This is a genomic window from Streptococcus sp. HMSC064D12 (genome assembly GCF_001837205.1).
GTDB lineage: Bacteria > Bacillota > Bacilli > Lactobacillales > Streptococcaceae > Streptococcus > Streptococcus salivarius_D.
The window spans coordinates 82002-97629 of record NZ_KV831751.1 but is presented as its reverse complement, the minus strand read 5'-3'; the positions used below and the strand labels follow the sequence as shown (position 1 = coordinate 97629).

The following is a 15628-nucleotide window of genomic DNA, read 5'->3' as shown; positions in this document are numbered from 1 at the left end:
AAGTCAAAAAAGAAATTAGAGAGACCGTTCAACCTGTGATTGATGCTCAACCAAAACCATTAATCAATCTTCAGTGGTTGTTTAATTTAATCTATCAAAGTAGGTTTAATTAGAGAATAAGATAGCATAGAAGTGTTTTGTAGGGACTCTTGCCTTTGCTATTTGAAAGTAGTTTAGGTTGAGTGAAATAGTCGGGAGAGTGGTTCGATATAATAGGTCCATTTCTTGGCTTTCCATGACGGCTAACCTTTGAAAACACCTCATTTTTATGCTACTATGAAAGTTATGGAAAAACAGTTACAAGGCTTGACGCAGGTGGAGGTCAAGCGGCGGATAGATGCCGGTAAAACAAATCATTTTAAAGCAAAAACTGGCTCCAGCAACTGGGAGATTTTTAGACGTAATGTCTTTAACTCCTTTAATATGCTCAATTTTGCTATTTTTGTGGCCTTGATTGCTGTTCAGGCTTGGTCGAATCTTTTTTTCTTCGGAATCATTGTGCTTAATGCCTTTACGGGGATGATGACAGAGTTGCGTGCCCGTCGCATGATTGATAAGCTCAATCTCATGAATAAGGATCAGATCCGTGTGGTGCGTGATGGCGAGGTGACTTCTATTGATCCTCAGGATATTGTCTTGGATGATATCATGCTCTTGTCTGCGGGTGAACAGGTGCCTAGTGATGCCGTGGTTGTTGATGGGATGGCTGAGCTCAATGAGGCTATGCTGACGGGTGAGAGTGACCTTATTCTCAAGAAGGATGGGAAGGAGTTGCTCTCGGGTTCTTACCTTGTGAGTGGTCAGGTTTATGCTAAGGTTATTAACGTAGCCGAGGACAATTATGCCAATAAGCTCATGCTAGAGGCCAAGACGCATAAGCCAATTGTGTCACGCATCCTCTATAATATGGATAAGATTGCTAAGTTTACGGGCAAGATTGTGATACCGTTTGGGCTTGCACTCTTTTTTGAGGCTTACTTGATTAAACAGCTCTCTCTTCAAGAATCGGTAGTTACCAGTTCGACAGCCCTTTTGGGAATGTTGCCTAAGGGGATTGCCCTTTTGACAATTACCTCTCTTTTGACGGCCGTTATTAAGCTTGGAATGAAACATATCCTGGTGCAGGAGATGTACTCTGTCGAAACCTTGGCGCGTGTCGATGTGCTTTGTTTAGATAAGACAGGGACAATTACGCAAGGAAAGATGACCGTTAAGGGTCTGAAACTACTGTCAGAGCGTTTCACTAAAGAGGAGTTGGAGCGCTTGCTTGCGGCTTACATGCAGCATAGCAAGGATAACAATGCAACGGCTCAGGCGATTCGGAATGCCTATGAAGGTCTGGAGCATCACTATCAGGTAGGGGATATTATTCCATTTTCAAGTGATCGTAAATGGGGTGCTATGAGCATTGACGGGGTAGGAACTCTCTTTTTGGGAGCACCTGAGATGCTTCTTAAGGAAAATCCAAAAGCAGTCGATCAGGCTCAGGCTCGTGGTTCTCGTGTTTTGATTTTGGCATGGAGTCAGTCAGCGGTTGATACAGAGACCATGAGTTTGCCGAATGATGTTGAAGGCTTGACCTTACTTGAAATTGCCGATCCTATTCGTGAGGATGCTGCAGAAACTTTGGAATACCTACGTTCAGAAGATGTGACGCTTAAGATTATTTCTGGTGACAATCCTGTGACGGTTTCTCATATTGCCCACCAGGCTGGTTTTGCAGATTATCAAAGTTATATTGACTGTTCTAAGGTCAGTGATGAGGAGTTGGAGGCTTTGGCTGAAGATACGGCAATCTTTGGTCGCGTATCTCCGCATCAGAAGAAGTTGTTAATCCAAACGCTTAATGCCAATGGGCATACCACAGCTATGACTGGTGATGGTGTCAACGATATCTTGGCACTACGTGAAGCGGACTGTTCGATTGTTATGGCTGAAGGGGATCCCGCTACACGTCAGATTGCCAACTTGGTGCTTATGGATTCTGAGTTTAAGGATATTCCTGAAATTCTATTTGAGGGACGTCGTGTGGTTAATAATATTGCCCACATTGCACCTATTTTCCTCATCAAAACGGTCTATTCCTTCCTTTTGGGACTTATCTGTATTGCCAGTATTGTTTTTGGAAAGGCAGAGTACCTCTTGGTCTTCCCATTCATTCAGGTTCAGATGACTTTAGCGGGGCAATTTATCGAGGGTCTTCCACCATTTATTTTGACCTTCGAACGTAATATTCGACCTGTTGAGAAACATTTCCTCAGACGTTCGCTCCAGTTATCTATTCCTAATGCCTTGATGCTGGTTATCAGTGTTCTTATTTTCCATCTATCTCAGGTCTATCTTGGCATGAGCAATACGGACATGCTGACGCTTTCCTACTATATGATGGGATCAACGGGTGTCCTTGCCGTTATTCGTGCTTGTATCCCCTTGAATAAGGGACGTGTGGCCTTGATTATTTACTCAGTCTTTGGTTTCTTAATTAGCTCTTACTATCTTCGAGATGTGATTGAAATTTCGACACTTAATAGCTACACCTTGCCAATCTATCTGATAGCAATGGCTATCTGTACACCGCTTTTCTTCTGGATTAGCTACAAACAAGGTGCTTTCCAAAAAGCATAAGTCAAAACTCGAGCTTGGTAACAGGCTTGAGTTTTTTGATACCTCAACAGTAGGAACGGCCTTGATGTGTATGAGGTATGGTACAATAGAGGCATGAAAACAGTAGGGCACTTGACGTCAAAAGTCATTAAAGCTTTTGATTTGGACTACAAGCCTGGTGAAGAAATCACGCTGTCTGCACAACGTAAGAAGCATATGGAAAAACATCGCCAGGAATTCAGTGATTTTGATGCCACCTATGAGCGTATTCCAGAGATTATTGCTCATCCGGACTATATCGGTCGCCATCCTAATGGTCAGTCCTTGGAATATATCAAACGTATTGATGGTAATGTTCTGGTAGCGGTCAGATTATGTGATAAACTTAATGTCCGTACCATGTTTGTGATTAAAGATTCTAAGCTGAAAAATTATCTAAATGCTGGTAGAGCTAAGAAAATGTGATATAATATAAGTAAGAAATAACAACGAGGGCGGAAGAGGCAGCCGCCGCACCTTCGGGTCTGAAAGAGATGCAGGACTGTCACCCTGCCGTTGTTTATCAAACCGAGAAGTCCCTTTGGGGGCTTTTTTGCGTAGCAAAGGTATCAATTCTTACAAAAATACAAAAAGTGTATTGACAAAAATAAAAAAAACTGTATATAATAACTTTAAAAGTAAGCGCTTACTTAATGTAACAGTTGATTTATGAAGGTTTAGAAATGTTATGCATAGTTTATGTCATTTTATTTCCTTCATCGCAATTACTTTAAGGAGAATACTTATGAGAAAAAATATGAAATCGTTAATGGTTTTGGCTCTTGCTGTGACTTCTTTTGGGACTTTGTCTGGAGTTGCTGCAGCTACGCAGTATCCAGGTGGTGGTGTTTGGACTTACGGGGCTTCTAACGGTGGTGCTTTTTCGAATTACTATCATGGTTCGAAATATCATAGTTCAACTGTAGTTAGTCGTTGGACCTCTAAATCTAGTAAGGCCTATGCTTATGCCGGTCAGACTTCGTATGCTTTTATTAAAACGTCTTTTGGCGAGCAGGCTGCCTTTTACTATAACTATAATTAATTAAGTAACGGTGACTAGGTTGAATGTAATATGTCAACCTAGTTTTTGTTTCCTTGTAATGGTTCCATTTTCGACCGTAAACTTTATTTCAATACAAAGATATATAATTGTTCCGTTTAGGAGGTTTGTATGAAACGTGTTTTTATATTCATCTCGACTATCCTGTTTTCTTGCTACTTAGTCACAATGATTGTTCAACAAAATCAGCAAATATCTTTTTCGAGTTATAATGCTGTAGATGTGACTGGTCAGGCTTTGACTGATCATAAGGTATCTAATCGCAAGGAAGTAACAGATGCTTTAACTAATTTAGCTAATGAGCATAATAGCTTAATTGCTAGACGGATTGTTCAACCAAATGAAAAGGGTGAAATAGATTTTCGTTATCAGTTTTACGGACACGTTTCTCCACCTTCTAATTTAAAAAGGGCTTCTCAGGAGAGTGCTGAAGGCAGTGATATAGTTAGTAACTATCTAATTGTCTCAGGTGATTTAAAGGGAGCAGAACTTATCTCGACATTCAGTCAGCTTGGCTATAATGCGGTTGATTTTTCTTCTTATTCAATACTGTCTTTACTTTTAACAATATTATTGAATGAGGTTTCACTTATTAGTTTCGCATTATTTCTGTTGACCTTTGCTTCACTAGTGTTGATTTACCGAATAAAGGATTTAAGGGATGCGGGAATCAAGCTTGTTTCGGGGCAAAGCATGATGAAAGTAATGTTATCATCATTTATCGTTGATTCTAGGCAGTTATTGGTTGCATATTGTTTATCTATTCTTATTGGGGGAGTAGGTTTGTGGCATTTTCGGATTTTGCAATCTTTGCCTATATTACTTTATTTTACAGGAGTAACTTTATATTTTTTTGCGCTATGTTTTATTTCTCTTGGGTTAAGTTTAATATATCTACTAGGGTTAAAAGCAACTTCTTTAGTTGAAGTTATGAGAGGGCGCCTCCCCTTAAGAAGACTTCTAGGAGTGATGTTCTTAGGACAATTCGTTGCAATTGTAGTTGTTGGTATTACTGTAGGTACGTTGTTGAACAGTTATCAAGATTTTGTGCAATTAAATAGTGCTAAAGAAGAGTGGTCTATAAATAGAAATTACTACCAGCTATCTTATAGTTATAGCTCTGCCTTTACACAAGGTAAGGAAGAAGAAAAGCAGAATAAGTCTTGGTATGACTTCGCAAATCGTACTCTAAAGGACGATAAAGGGCTATTTGTAAAAACAAATTTACGTCAGTTCTTAGTATCAAATATAGCTAATGGGGTTAAAATAACAGACTATGTGCCTAATGGGAATACCATTTATGTTTCACCTAATTACTTGGAAAAGCAAAATGTTGGTGTCTCCGATGAATTTTTAGCACAAATGAAAAAACTTAAGCGTGGCGAATTTGGATTAATAATTCCAGAGAAGTTGAAGAATAGTAGGAAAGAGTTAGAGAGTATATATTCAGAATATATGTCAGGTTTCTCAAGTCGTAGTCTAAATCCTCATAGTCATCACTTATTTAAGGTATCGGTCTTTACCGAATTCGTAAAAGATAAGAAAAAGCGTTTTTTGTACAATACAGATAGTGACATACCTATGCAATTCCTTAATGATCCTATTATTGTTGTGACTACCCCTGAAGCAATGGGAGATACACCAAGTAGTCAGTTATTTTGGGGAACAGAAGTAGGTTCGGGATTACACATGACGGGCTATAAGGATAGCATTGATTTACTTAAACAAGGTGGTGTTTATCAATGGGTTTCTTATTTGACTAATAATCGTAATAGCTACTATAAGATTCTTTCAGAGAGTCGTAGTCGCCTTGCTTTTCTATTAATTGGTGTTTTATTAGGTTTATTGACCTCTATACTTTTATTTGACAGTATGAACCTTCTTTACTTTGAGCAATTTAGAAAAGAAATCTTTATCAAGCGATTATCTGGTATGAGGTTTGAAGAAGTTCATTTTAACTATCTTTTTTCACAAATCTGTGTTTTAGGTGTTGCACTTGTGTTTTTGATTTTCTTGATTCATCATTTGATTATGAGTTTACTTATAGTTTCCTTGTTTATTATCAACATGTTTACCATTTTATACAAACAGACGCTTACTGAGAGTAGAACTTCAGTCAGTGTTTTGAAAGGAAAGTAATATGATTGCAATTAAGAAACTAAGCAAATATTTTGGTAAGCGAGTTATTTTTGATGATTTAAATTTATCTTTTGATAAAGGAAAGATATATGCGCTTATCGGAGAAAGTGGCTCTGGGAAAACGACTCTTTTAAATATTCTGGCAAAACTAGAGACTTATGATAGTGGTTCTGTCACTTATGATGATACAGACTTGAAAGAGATTAAATCTCAAGTCTATTATCGTGATTATTTGGGTTATTTGTTCCAAAACTTTGGGCTTATTGAAAATGATAGTATAAGTTACAACCTGGATTTGGGGTTGGTAGGAAAGAAACTCAGAAAGAATGATATTCAAGAATGCAAAGAAAAAGTGATGAAAGATGTTCATCTGGAACATTTAAATCTTAATCAAAAAATATACGAATTATCTGGCGGAGAAGCACAGCGTGTTGCTCTGGCTAAACTTTTTTTGAAAAATCCTCCTATCATACTAGCTGATGAGCCAACAGCTTCTTTGGATCCTGATAATGCTCAAGAAATTATGGACTTAATTCGATCACTAAAAAATCCAAATCGTATCATTATTATTGCTACCCATAATCCAGGTATTTGGGAACAAGCAGATCAAGTAATTCGATTAAATAAGATTCGATATAACAACTCTAACGACGATATTAGTTAGTTTTAATATCGAGAACCTAGTTTAAGAGGTATTTTGACTTATTCTCATAAGATATCCTGAGGAGATGCAAATACCATATAATGTAAGAAATAAAGTCAGTTGGGTCGTTGAAATTGTCAAAATTAACAGAAAATTCTTGACATCCCTCTAAAAAGGAGTACAATAGTTAGTAAATCAGAAAGTAACTGGTCTTAGATTTTCAGGGAGCCTGCGGTGATTGTGAGTAGGTAATCGAGATGAGCGAACATTGGGCTGATTGGATGATAATGAGAAGGTAATACATATTCTTCTCGGTTGGCACCCCTTACCGTGCAACTCCTTGTTAGAGGAGATAGAGATGATGGTCGTTTTTTTGGAGACCATTAACTGAGGTGGTACCGTGTTAAACTAGATTTAATGCCCTCACAGAGTTTTTCTCTGTGAGGTTTTTTGTTTACTTTTATCTTTAAAGAAGTATTATTTCATTATTCAATGAAAGGTTGGGTATTTATGGATGCATTAAGCGATATTAGAATTGATATTGATAATATTGATAGACAGTTGCTTCGACTACTGGCCCAACGTCAAATACTTGTGGAAAAGGCAGGACGGCTTAAACCCAAGGGAGACAAGGTTGCTGTCCAGGCTAGTGATCGTGTTGCCCAAGTGATAGCAAACCGTCGTAAGGAGGCACTAGAGCTTGGCTTATCGCCAGATGTGGCTGAAAGTGTTTGGAGAAGCATGATTCAAGCATTTATTGCTTTGGAAGAGAAAGTGAACAAAGAATAATATGGTGCCAATACATCCTATAAAAGGAGCCTTGCATCAGTCTTATTACTCTCGATAAACCAGTTTGAAAGGAAATATTATGAGAAAAATTTTACCAGCCGATACCTTAACACCAATCTTGGCTTATATGCGTGTTCAAGGGGAACACAAGGTTATCCTTGAATCTATTCCTCGTGAGAAGGAAAATGCACGTTTTTCTATTGTTGCCTACAATCCGGTCTTTGAAGTAACCTTCAAGGATGGTGTTCTTTATGAAAATGGTAAGGCGATTGATCAAGATCCTTTCGAATACTTGGACCAAGTAACAGTCAAGGGCATCAAGTCTGACCTACCTTTCGCAGGTGGTGCTATCGGGTTTGCAGGCTATGACATGATTGGTCTCTATGAAAATATTGGTGAGATTCCTGAAGACACGATTGGGACACCTGATATGCATTTCTTCATCTATGAGTCTTATTTGATTTTTGACCACAAGAAGGAAAAGGTTTATGTGGTTGAGGACAATATCTACTCTGATCGTGACAACGATGCGGTGCGTCAAGCTCTTGGTCAGGTGGTAACCAACCTCCAGACTCAGGCGCCAAACGAGTTTACGCCTCAAGCCTTGCAAGCCTTGCAATTTTCAAATCATATCGAAAAAGAAGTCTTCATGGATATGGTGGCTAAGGCCAAGAAACTCATTCGTGAGGGAGATATGTTCCAATGTGTGCTTAGCCAACGCTTTTCAGCGGACTTTGAGGGAGATCCTTTAGATTACTACCGTAACTTGCGTGTGACCAACCCATCAAACTATCTTTATTTCTACGATTTTGGAGATTATCAGGTGATTGGTGCGAGCCCAGAGAGTTTGGTTTCAGTGAAGAATGGAGAGGTGGTAACCAATCCGATTGCTGGAACTCGCCCTCGTGGTGCCAATGAGGCGGAAGACGCGGCTTTGGCAGATGAACTCTCACATGATGTCAAAGAAACTGCGGAACACCGTATGTTGGTTGACTTGGGACGTAATGATATTGGTAAGATTGCTAAAAATGGTACGGTCAAGGTGACCAAGTATATGGAGGTTGAGTATTTCCGCTATGTGATGCACCTTACCAGTGTGGTTAAGGGACAACTCTTGCCTGAATTGACAGCATTGGATGCGCTAAAATCAACCCTACCAGCTGGAACCGTATCAGGAGCACCTAAGATTCGTGCCATGCGTCGTATCTATGAGCTTGAGCAGGAAAAACGTGGTATTTATGCGGGAGCTATTGGTTATCTGTCTGCGACAGGAGATATGGACTTTGCCATTGCTATCCGTACCATGATTCTCAAAAATCAAAAAGCCTATGTTCAAGCAGGTGCAGGTGTTGTTTACGACAGTGTTCCTGAAAATGAATTTTACGAAACGATTAACAAGGCGAAAGCTATGACAAGAATAGGAGATGCCCAATGATTTTATTAGTTGATAACTATGACTCTTTTACCTATAATTTGGCACAATACCTAGGGACATTTACAGAGGTAAAGGTCTTGCGTAATGATGATGAGACCCTCTATGAAGAGGCGGAAAAAGCTGACGGGTTAGTCTTTTCACCAGGTCCAGGTTGGCCAGCTGATGCGGGTAAAATGGAAGCCTTGATTAAGGATTTCGCTGGTAAAAAACCGATGATGGGAATTTGCTTGGGGCATCAGGCTATTGCGGAAACTTTTGGCGGTAAGCTCGGCTTGGCTAAAAATGTCATGCATGGAAAACAAAGTAACATCACTTTTGAAACGCCATCGCCTATTTTCAAGGATATCGACAATGATGTCCCAATCATGCGTTACCATTCCATCGTTGTTGACCAAATGCCAGAGGGCTTTGATGTGACAGCTATCACAACTGATGATCAAGAAATCATGGCCATTCAACATAAGGAGCTACCTATTTACGGTTTGCAATATCACCCAGAAAGCATTGGAAGTCCAGACGGGCTTAAGATGGTTGAAAATTTCGTAAAAATCGTTGCAGGCTAGTTGGACAGTTTTTGGACTAGATTTGTCTACGCTCAAAACCTCTTCTCGTGCATCAGAAAATATTGAACAGTTTTTAAAAGGAAAACAGAGATGAAAGAAATATTCCTACAAATCTCAAGCCGCCAAGACTTGTCTCAAGACCAAGTCCAAGCAGTCTTTAACCGCATTCTCAAAAATGAAGTCTCAGAAAGCCAAATTGCTGCCTTCCTTATGGGGCTTAAGACTAAGGGGGAAACAGCAGATGAAATCACAGGTATCGTGCGTGCCCTCAAATCACATGCGACTGTCTTGCCTGAGACTTTCACAGATGCTATGTGTAACTGTGGAACTGGTGGTGACCAGTCTTATAGCTTTAACATTTCGACAACTGTTTGCTTTGTCCTAGCAGCAGGTGGTATTCGTATGGCCAAGGCTGGTAACCGTTCGATTTCCTCTAAATCTGGTTCGGCTGACGTCCTTGAAGCCCTTGGAATCAACGTTGCAGCATCACCAGAAACCCTATCTAAAGCACTTGACGAGGTTGGTTTGGCCTTTATCTTTGCCCAAACCATGCACCCAGCTATGCGTTTTATCGGTCCAGCCCGCCGAGCTCTTGGGATTCCAACGATTATGAACTTGGTTGGGCCACTGGCTAATCCGCTTGATCTAGAGACACAACTCATGGGGCTCTATCGTGTGGAATTACAAGAAATTGTTGCTAATGCTATTCAACAGTTGGGACGTAAACGTGCGGTTATTATCACAGGTCCTGACAATATGGACGAAGCTGCCCTCTATGGCACTAACACCTACACCCTTTTGGAAGATGGTCACATCAGCCAACACACTTTCACTTATGAAGATTTGGGTATGGAAAAGGTTGAGTTGTCTGACATCACAGGTGGCGATGCCAAGGAAAATGCAGAGATTCTCCTTAGTGTCTTGAAAAATGAAGCTAGTCCTTACCTTGAAACAACAGTGCTTAATGCAGGTCTCGGCTTCTTTGCCAATGGTAAGGTTGAGACTATTAAGGAGGGTGTAGAGCTTGCTCGTCAATTGATTGCGGACGGCTCAGCCCTAGAGAAACTTCGCCAACTCCAAGAGGTACAAGTATGAGTAAAGCCTTTCTCCCAACAATCTTAGAACAAAAAGAAAAAGAAGTGGCCCAATTGGTCATGGAAGACTTGCAGCCCTTGCGTCAGACCTATCGTCTTTATGATTTTCTCAAGTCAAATCAAAACAAGCTGCAAATTATTTCTGAAGTGAAAAAAGCTAGTCCAAGTATGGGTGATATTAACCTAGATGTGGATATTGTGGCTCAGGCCAAGACCTATGAAGAAAATGGTGCAGCCATGATTTCTGTTTTGACAGATGAGGTTTTCTTCAAGGGTGATATTTCCTATTTGAAAGAAATTTCGTCACAGGTGGCTATTCCAACCTTGGCTAAGGACTTCATTATTGATGAGAAACAGATTGTGCGTAGTCGTAATGTGGGTGCGACAGTCATTCTCTTGATTGTAGCGGCCTTGCCAGAGGCTCGACTCAAGGAGCTCTACGATTTTGCGACAAGCCTTGGCTTGGAAGTCTTGGTTGAAACGCATAATCTGCCAGAATTGGAAGTGGCTCATCGTATTGGTGCTGAGATTATCGGTGTTAACAACCGTAATTTGGTTACTTTTGAGACAGACATCAATACCAGTCTTGAGTTATCAACGCATTTCAAGGACAAGCCTGTTTATATTTCTGAGTCGGCTATTTTTACAGGTCAGGATGCTGCCTTAGTTGCCCCATATTTTAATGGGATTCTAGTAGGAACTGCCCTTATGACGGCTGACAATGTGGCTGAAAAGGTCAAGGAGTTGCAAATTGACAAAGGTTAAAATTTGTGGACTGTCGACACCAGAAGCGGTAGCAACTGCAGTTGAAGCAGGTGCTGACTACATTGGCTTTGTGTTCACCAAGAGTAAGCGCCAAGTGAGTCTTGAGCAAGCTCACCAGCTGGCTAAAGGGGTGACAGCCCAAACAAAAGTCGTCGGTGTCTTTGTTTCACCAAGTCTTGAGGAACTGGAAGAAGCGATTGGTCAGGTTCCTTTAGATATCGTTCAGATTCATGGAAGTTTTGATGAAGTTCTGATTCCAAAGATTTCAGTACCAGTTATTCGAGCTATTCAGATTTCAGATAGCGATTCTCAAGTCAAGAGCCAGGCGGATTATCTTCTCTTTGATGCTCCCATTGCTGGTAGTGGTCAGACCTTTGACTGGCAACTCTTGGCTGATAAGCAGATTGAGCAGGATTATTTCATCGCTGGTGGCTTAACTGTGGACAATGTGGCAGAGGTCAAGGAGATTTTCCACCCCTATGCCTTAGATGTGTCCTCAGGTGTCGAGACAGATGGTTCCAAAGATTTAGATAAGATTAAAGCATTTATAGAAAGAGTGAAAGCATGACATATCAACAACCTGATGCAAAAGGATTTTACGGAAAATTCGGTGGTCAGTTCGTTCCAGAAACGCTGATGACAGCTGTTATTGAATTGGACAAGGCCTATCGTGAAGCCAAGGAGGATCCAAGTTTCCAAGCGGAATTGGATGATCTCCTCAAAAACTATGTGGGCCGTGAGACACCTCTTTACCACGCCAAACGTTTGACTGACCATATCGGTGGAGCGCAAATTTATCTTAAACGTGAGGATCTTAACCATACAGGTGCCCACAAGATTAACAATGCCCTTGGTCAAGTCTTGCTTGCCAAACGTATGGGCAAGAAGAAAATCATCGCCGAAACAGGTGCAGGTCAACACGGTGTTGCAACAGCGACAGCCGCAGCCCTTTTCGACATGGATTGTACAATCTATATGGGTGAAGAAGATGTTAAACGTCAGGCGCTTAACGTTTTCCGTATGGAATTGCTTGGTGCCAAGGTATTTAGCGTAACAGATGGTTCGCGAGTGCTTAAGGATGCCGTAAATGCAGCCCTTCGTGCTTGGGTTGCAGGTATCGAGGATACGCACTACATCATGGGATCTGCCCTTGGTCCTGCACCATTCCCAGAAATTGTTCGTGACTTCCAATCTGTCATCGGTCGTGAAGCCAAACGCCAATACGCTGAGATTTCAGGTGGTAAATTGCCAGATGCTGTAATGGCTTGTATCGGTGGTGGTTCAAATGCTATCGGTATGTTCTACCCATTTGTTAATGATAAGTCAGTAGCCATGTATGGTGCTGAGGCTTCTGGTTTGGGGCTTGATACTGAAAAACATGCCGCAACCTTTGCCAAAGGCCGTCCAGGTATCCTTCACGGAGCGCTTATGGATGTCCTCCAAGATGCTCATGGTCAAATCATGGAAGCCTTCTCTATCTCAGCTGGTCTGGACTACCCAGGGGTTGGTCCTGAGCACTGTTATTTCAACGAAATTGGCCGTGCGACTTACGACTCTATCACAGACGAAGAAGCTCTTGAAGGCTTCAAACTTCTGTCACGTTTGGAAGGTATTATCCCAGCTCTTGAGTCTAGCCATGCCATTGCACTTGCGCAAAAAGTGGCAGCTAAGATGTCGCCAGACCAAAGCCTCATCGTCTGCCTCTCAGGTCGTGGGGACAAGGACGTTATGCAGGTTAAAGAACGTTTCGAAGCTGAAGCTGAAGCAGAAGGGAAATAAACCATGACAAAAACACTAACAAAACACCTACAAGCTATCAAAGACAGTAAACGCGGTATTTTCGTACCTTATATCATGGCTGGTGACCACGCTAAAGGTCTAGACGGACTCTTTGAGACTATCGCTCTCTTGGAAAATAGTGGTGTCTCAGCTATTGAGGTGGGTATTCCATGGTCAGACCCTGTGGCCGATGGTCCTGTTATTGAACTAGCAGGACAACGTAGTTTGGCTAAAGATGTGACTTTGACAGCTATTATCAAGAAGCTTCAAGAACAAAAAACACAGGTACCTTTGGTTATCATGACCTACATCAACCCAGTTTATCAATATGGTATTGAAGCCTTTGTTAAGGACCTGGCAGATACATCTGTCAAGGGGCTCATTATTCCTGATTTGCCAGACGAACATGCTGACTTTATTACCCCTTATTTGAAAGACAGTGATATTGCTCTCGTGCCTTTAGTAAGCTTGACTACAGGTATTGACCGTCAGAAACAGTTGATTGATGGTGCAGAAGGCTTTATCTACGCCGTTGCCATTAATGGCGTTACTGGTAAGACTGGTAATTACCGTGATGACCTTGATAAACACTTGGCTAACTTGACTGCTCATGCTGACATTCCAGTTCTCACAGGTTTCGGTGTATCAACAGAGGAAGACATCAAACGCTTTAATGCTGTGTCAGACGGTGTTATCGTGGGATCAAAAATTGTCCGTGACCTCCACGACGGTAAGGAAAAAGAAGTCGCTGAATTTGTTACATTCGGTTCACATTTTGAAAAATAGTAGATGATACTCTCCAGAAATGGGGAGTATTTTTTCCTCAAAATCATTCTTTGGGGACGATTTGATTTTCTTAGTTATCAAGCTTATAATATGGGTGGATTGTAGCGAATTAAATGTATCTCTTGTTTTTATTTTCGTCTTACTTATAGAAAGAAGGTAGACAAATGAAAGTATCATTGAGGGTAATACTAGGGGTCTGTTTCTTAATAGGAGCCTTACTCTTTTTCTGTCGGGGAGAGAATCACTATGCACTGATTTTCCTTTTAGTTGGTGCCTTGTATCTCTACAAGGGCTTGAGCTGAGGGTTAAATCTCGTAATCAGCTTTCGTATATCTTGTATCAAATGAATAAGGTTTTTTAGTGACATAGATGTCACTATTTTTTTCTTTTCGAAAACTATAGAATGATTTTATAGCTTATTTAGAGTTAAAAAAAAGGAAGAAAAGGCATCTTTGAACATGATTTATCATATCTTGTCATTCTTTGTATCACACAAGAAAGCTCTGGCAATACTCTTTATGATAATTTGCTTGGCTATTATTTACCCTAACATGTTTACATTTTTGTATGGTGAAGGTAGGGATTTTGGACGTAGCCTTGTTAACTCAATTTTATCTTAGTAAAGTGTGACACCTCTTAGGAGGTGCTTTTTTAATGCGTTGAACTATTGAAGGCTAGTATGCTCAGTGTTACAATAAGGACAATGAAAAAGAAAAGGTTTAGAAATCATTAATGTTTACCAACAATTCCAGAATTATTTTCCTTAATAGGTTTTTGTCGCTGATTATCGAGTACGGTTATGCGATAGCACTGAGCATTATCTTCTCTAAAATCTCGGTGGACTATGTCTTAGGGCTATGGATTGCCAAATTCTTAGGAGGGATTCTTGCCAATGTGGGACATCAATTTGTAGGAAAAATCGCAAATAAAAAATATGTTTTGATTGGTATTGAATTGCTTAAGGCAGTCTGTCTGGCTTTGATCTATCTTGCCATGGGCAGTGTTTTTGTATTTGCTTTGGTGGTTCTGACTGAAGTGTTGACAACCTACTTTAACAGTTTGTTGTCCTCAGCGGTGCCTGTGCTTGTTAAAAAAGTCAACTTACAAAAATTTAACAGTACCTATACCATGATTGGGTCAGCTTCCTATTTCTTAGCACCTATGATAGTTGGTCTCTGGGGTAGCCTTGATTTAGGAAGCTTATTTTTGGTCTACAGTGTGCTAACGCTACTAGCAACCCTCTTATTGTTTAAACTGGGACCGATTATTTTTGACCGTGAGAATGAATCAGAAGAGGAGGTTTCTTCCAGTCAAGGTAGTCCTATTTTTGGAAGGCAGAGTATCGTCCTTAAGATGGTTATGATGACTATACTCTTACAGTCAGTGGGTGTCTTATATGATGCATATGAGGTTATCTTCCTGACCAAAGATGTCGGTATTTCTAGTCAGGCCTATTCTTTCTCTCTGTCCTTCTTAGCCATTGTCTTTCTAGCAACGAGTTCAATTCTATCTTTCAAAAGTCTCACTAAATACTCCCCTATGACCGTTTACTTGTTAGGCTCTCTTGTCTATTTGGGTTACGTTGTCGTCTTTCCATTCGTACCTAACCTACCGACTGTTTTGCTTAGCTATATCTTTTTAGCAGTTGGCCAAACGATATCTGGAATCTCGCAAAATGTTTACCTACAAGAGAAGTTGAATCCCCTACAGCTCAACAATCTTTATTTGAAAATTGAAGTCTTGAATCAGGTTTTGACAGGGATTGTTGTATTTGTCAGTGGTATGCTTATCAAGAGAGGTCTGCAGGTCACTACGATTTATTTGGGATACAGTCTTCCAGTCATTATACTCGTCTTGGGAATAATGCTTATGACTAAACTGTATCAGAAAAATCTAAAGTCATAATTTTTTGCCTAAGATAATGAAAGCGTT

14 protein-coding genes are annotated in these 15628 nt (G+C 40.4%); all 14 read left to right on the top strand.

Going from position 1 to position 15628, the window contains the following annotated elements; all coding sequences use genetic code 11:
* Positions 1–276: 276 nt before the first annotated feature.
* The 14 genes from HMPREF2697_RS06650 (at position 277) to HMPREF2697_RS06580 (ending at position 15601) form a co-directional block, all read left to right on the top strand.
* A complete protein-coding gene (locus tag HMPREF2697_RS06650; RefSeq protein WP_070850172.1) occupies positions 277–2625 on the top strand; it encodes a cation-translocating P-type ATPase in 2349 nt (782 codons plus the stop codon).
* A gap of 93 nt (positions 2626–2718) precedes the next feature.
* Positions 2719–3069 (top strand): PBECR3 domain-containing polyvalent protein, encoded by a 351-nt coding sequence (locus HMPREF2697_RS06645; RefSeq protein WP_014632713.1) that lies wholly within the window; start codon positions 2719–2721, stop codon positions 3067–3069.
* A gap of 319 nt (positions 3070–3388) precedes the next feature.
* Complete coding sequence (locus tag HMPREF2697_RS06640) at positions 3389–3685, top strand: lactococcin 972 family bacteriocin (RefSeq protein WP_004183233.1); 297 nt, start codon at positions 3389–3391, stop codon at positions 3683–3685.
* 129 nt (positions 3686–3814) lie between these two features.
* Positions 3815–5842, top strand: a complete 2028-nt coding sequence (locus HMPREF2697_RS06635; RefSeq protein ID WP_070850066.1) for a DUF1430 domain-containing protein — start codon at positions 3815–3817, stop codon at positions 5840–5842.
* A gap of 1 nt (position 5843) precedes the next feature.
* Positions 5844–6506, top strand: a complete 663-nt coding sequence (locus tag HMPREF2697_RS06630) for an ABC transporter ATP-binding protein (protein ID WP_014632717.1) — start codon at positions 5844–5846, stop codon at positions 6504–6506.
* Positions 6507–6995: 489 nt separating this feature from the next.
* Complete coding sequence (locus tag HMPREF2697_RS06625) at positions 6996–7274, top strand: chorismate mutase (RefSeq protein ID WP_070850170.1); 279 nt, start codon at positions 6996–6998, stop codon at positions 7272–7274.
* Positions 7275–7353: 79 nt separating this feature from the next.
* Entirely contained in the window at positions 7354–8709 is a 1356-nt protein-coding gene (gene trpE, locus HMPREF2697_RS06620) for an anthranilate synthase component I (RefSeq protein WP_004183226.1), read from the top strand.
* The gene (locus HMPREF2697_RS06615) at positions 8706–9272 is read left to right on the top strand and encodes an aminodeoxychorismate/anthranilate synthase component II (protein WP_013991050.1); all 567 of its coding nucleotides are present in this window, start codon (positions 8706–8708) and stop codon (positions 9270–9272) included. Before trpE ends, HMPREF2697_RS06615 begins: the two co-directional genes overlap by 4 nt.
* A 90-nt stretch (positions 9273–9362) precedes the next feature.
* On the top strand, positions 9363–10367 hold the full coding sequence (trpD, locus tag HMPREF2697_RS06610; RefSeq protein ID WP_070850064.1) for an anthranilate phosphoribosyltransferase: 1005 nt from the start codon (positions 9363–9365) through the stop codon (positions 10365–10367).
* Positions 10364–11131, top strand: coding sequence for an indole-3-glycerol phosphate synthase TrpC (trpC, locus tag HMPREF2697_RS06605; RefSeq protein WP_049528363.1), 768 nt, complete (start codon positions 10364–10366; stop codon positions 11129–11131). The genes trpD and trpC overlap by 4 nt, the downstream gene beginning before the upstream one ends.
* Complete coding sequence (locus HMPREF2697_RS06600; RefSeq protein WP_004183220.1) at positions 11118–11699, top strand: phosphoribosylanthranilate isomerase; 582 nt, start codon at positions 11118–11120, stop codon at positions 11697–11699. The genes trpC and HMPREF2697_RS06600 overlap by 14 nt, the downstream gene beginning before the upstream one ends.
* Positions 11696–12910: a tryptophan synthase subunit beta gene (gene trpB / locus HMPREF2697_RS06595; protein WP_004183219.1), complete on the top strand. Its 1215-nt coding sequence runs from the start codon at positions 11696–11698 to the stop codon at positions 12908–12910. The genes HMPREF2697_RS06600 and trpB overlap by 4 nt, the downstream gene beginning before the upstream one ends.
* A gap of 3 nt (positions 12911–12913) precedes the next feature.
* Complete coding sequence (gene trpA, locus HMPREF2697_RS06590) at positions 12914–13696, top strand: tryptophan synthase subunit alpha (RefSeq protein ID WP_004183217.1); 783 nt, start codon at positions 12914–12916, stop codon at positions 13694–13696.
* A 774-nt stretch (positions 13697–14470) separates the two neighbouring features.
* The gene (locus HMPREF2697_RS06580) at positions 14471–15601 is read left to right on the top strand and encodes an MFS transporter (RefSeq protein WP_224119006.1); all 1131 of its coding nucleotides are present in this window, start codon (positions 14471–14473) and stop codon (positions 15599–15601) included.
* The last annotated feature ends 27 nt before the right edge of the window (positions 15602–15628 follow it).

Excerpts from the sequence above, each read along its gene's own strand:
- HMPREF2697_RS06650 (WP_070850172.1), top strand. The coding sequence starts at position 277 with ATGAAAGTTATGGAAAAACAGTTACAAGGCTTGACGCAGGTGGAGGTC.
- HMPREF2697_RS06645 (WP_014632713.1), top strand. The coding sequence starts at position 2,719 with ATGAAAACAGTAGGGCACTTGACGTCAAAAGTCATTAAAGCTTTTGAT.
- HMPREF2697_RS06640 (WP_004183233.1), top strand. The coding sequence starts at position 3,389 with ATGAGAAAAAATATGAAATCGTTAATGGTTTTGGCTCTTGCTGTGACT.
- HMPREF2697_RS06635 (WP_070850066.1), top strand. The coding sequence starts at position 3,815 with ATGAAACGTGTTTTTATATTCATCTCGACTATCCTGTTTTCTTGCTAC.
- HMPREF2697_RS06630 (WP_014632717.1), top strand. The coding sequence starts at position 5,844 with ATGATTGCAATTAAGAAACTAAGCAAATATTTTGGTAAGCGAGTTATT.
- HMPREF2697_RS06625 (WP_070850170.1), top strand. The coding sequence starts at position 6,996 with ATGGATGCATTAAGCGATATTAGAATTGATATTGATAATATTGATAGA.
- trpE (WP_004183226.1), top strand. The coding sequence starts at position 7,354 with ATGAGAAAAATTTTACCAGCCGATACCTTAACACCAATCTTGGCTTAT.
- HMPREF2697_RS06615 (WP_013991050.1), top strand. The coding sequence starts at position 8,706 with ATGATTTTATTAGTTGATAACTATGACTCTTTTACCTATAATTTGGCA.
- trpD (WP_070850064.1), top strand. The coding sequence starts at position 9,363 with ATGAAAGAAATATTCCTACAAATCTCAAGCCGCCAAGACTTGTCTCAA.
- trpC (WP_049528363.1), top strand. The coding sequence starts at position 10,364 with ATGAGTAAAGCCTTTCTCCCAACAATCTTAGAACAAAAAGAAAAAGAA.
- trpB (WP_004183219.1), top strand. The coding sequence starts at position 11,696 with ATGACATATCAACAACCTGATGCAAAAGGATTTTACGGAAAATTCGGT.
- trpA (WP_004183217.1), top strand. The coding sequence starts at position 12,914 with ATGACAAAAACACTAACAAAACACCTACAAGCTATCAAAGACAGTAAA.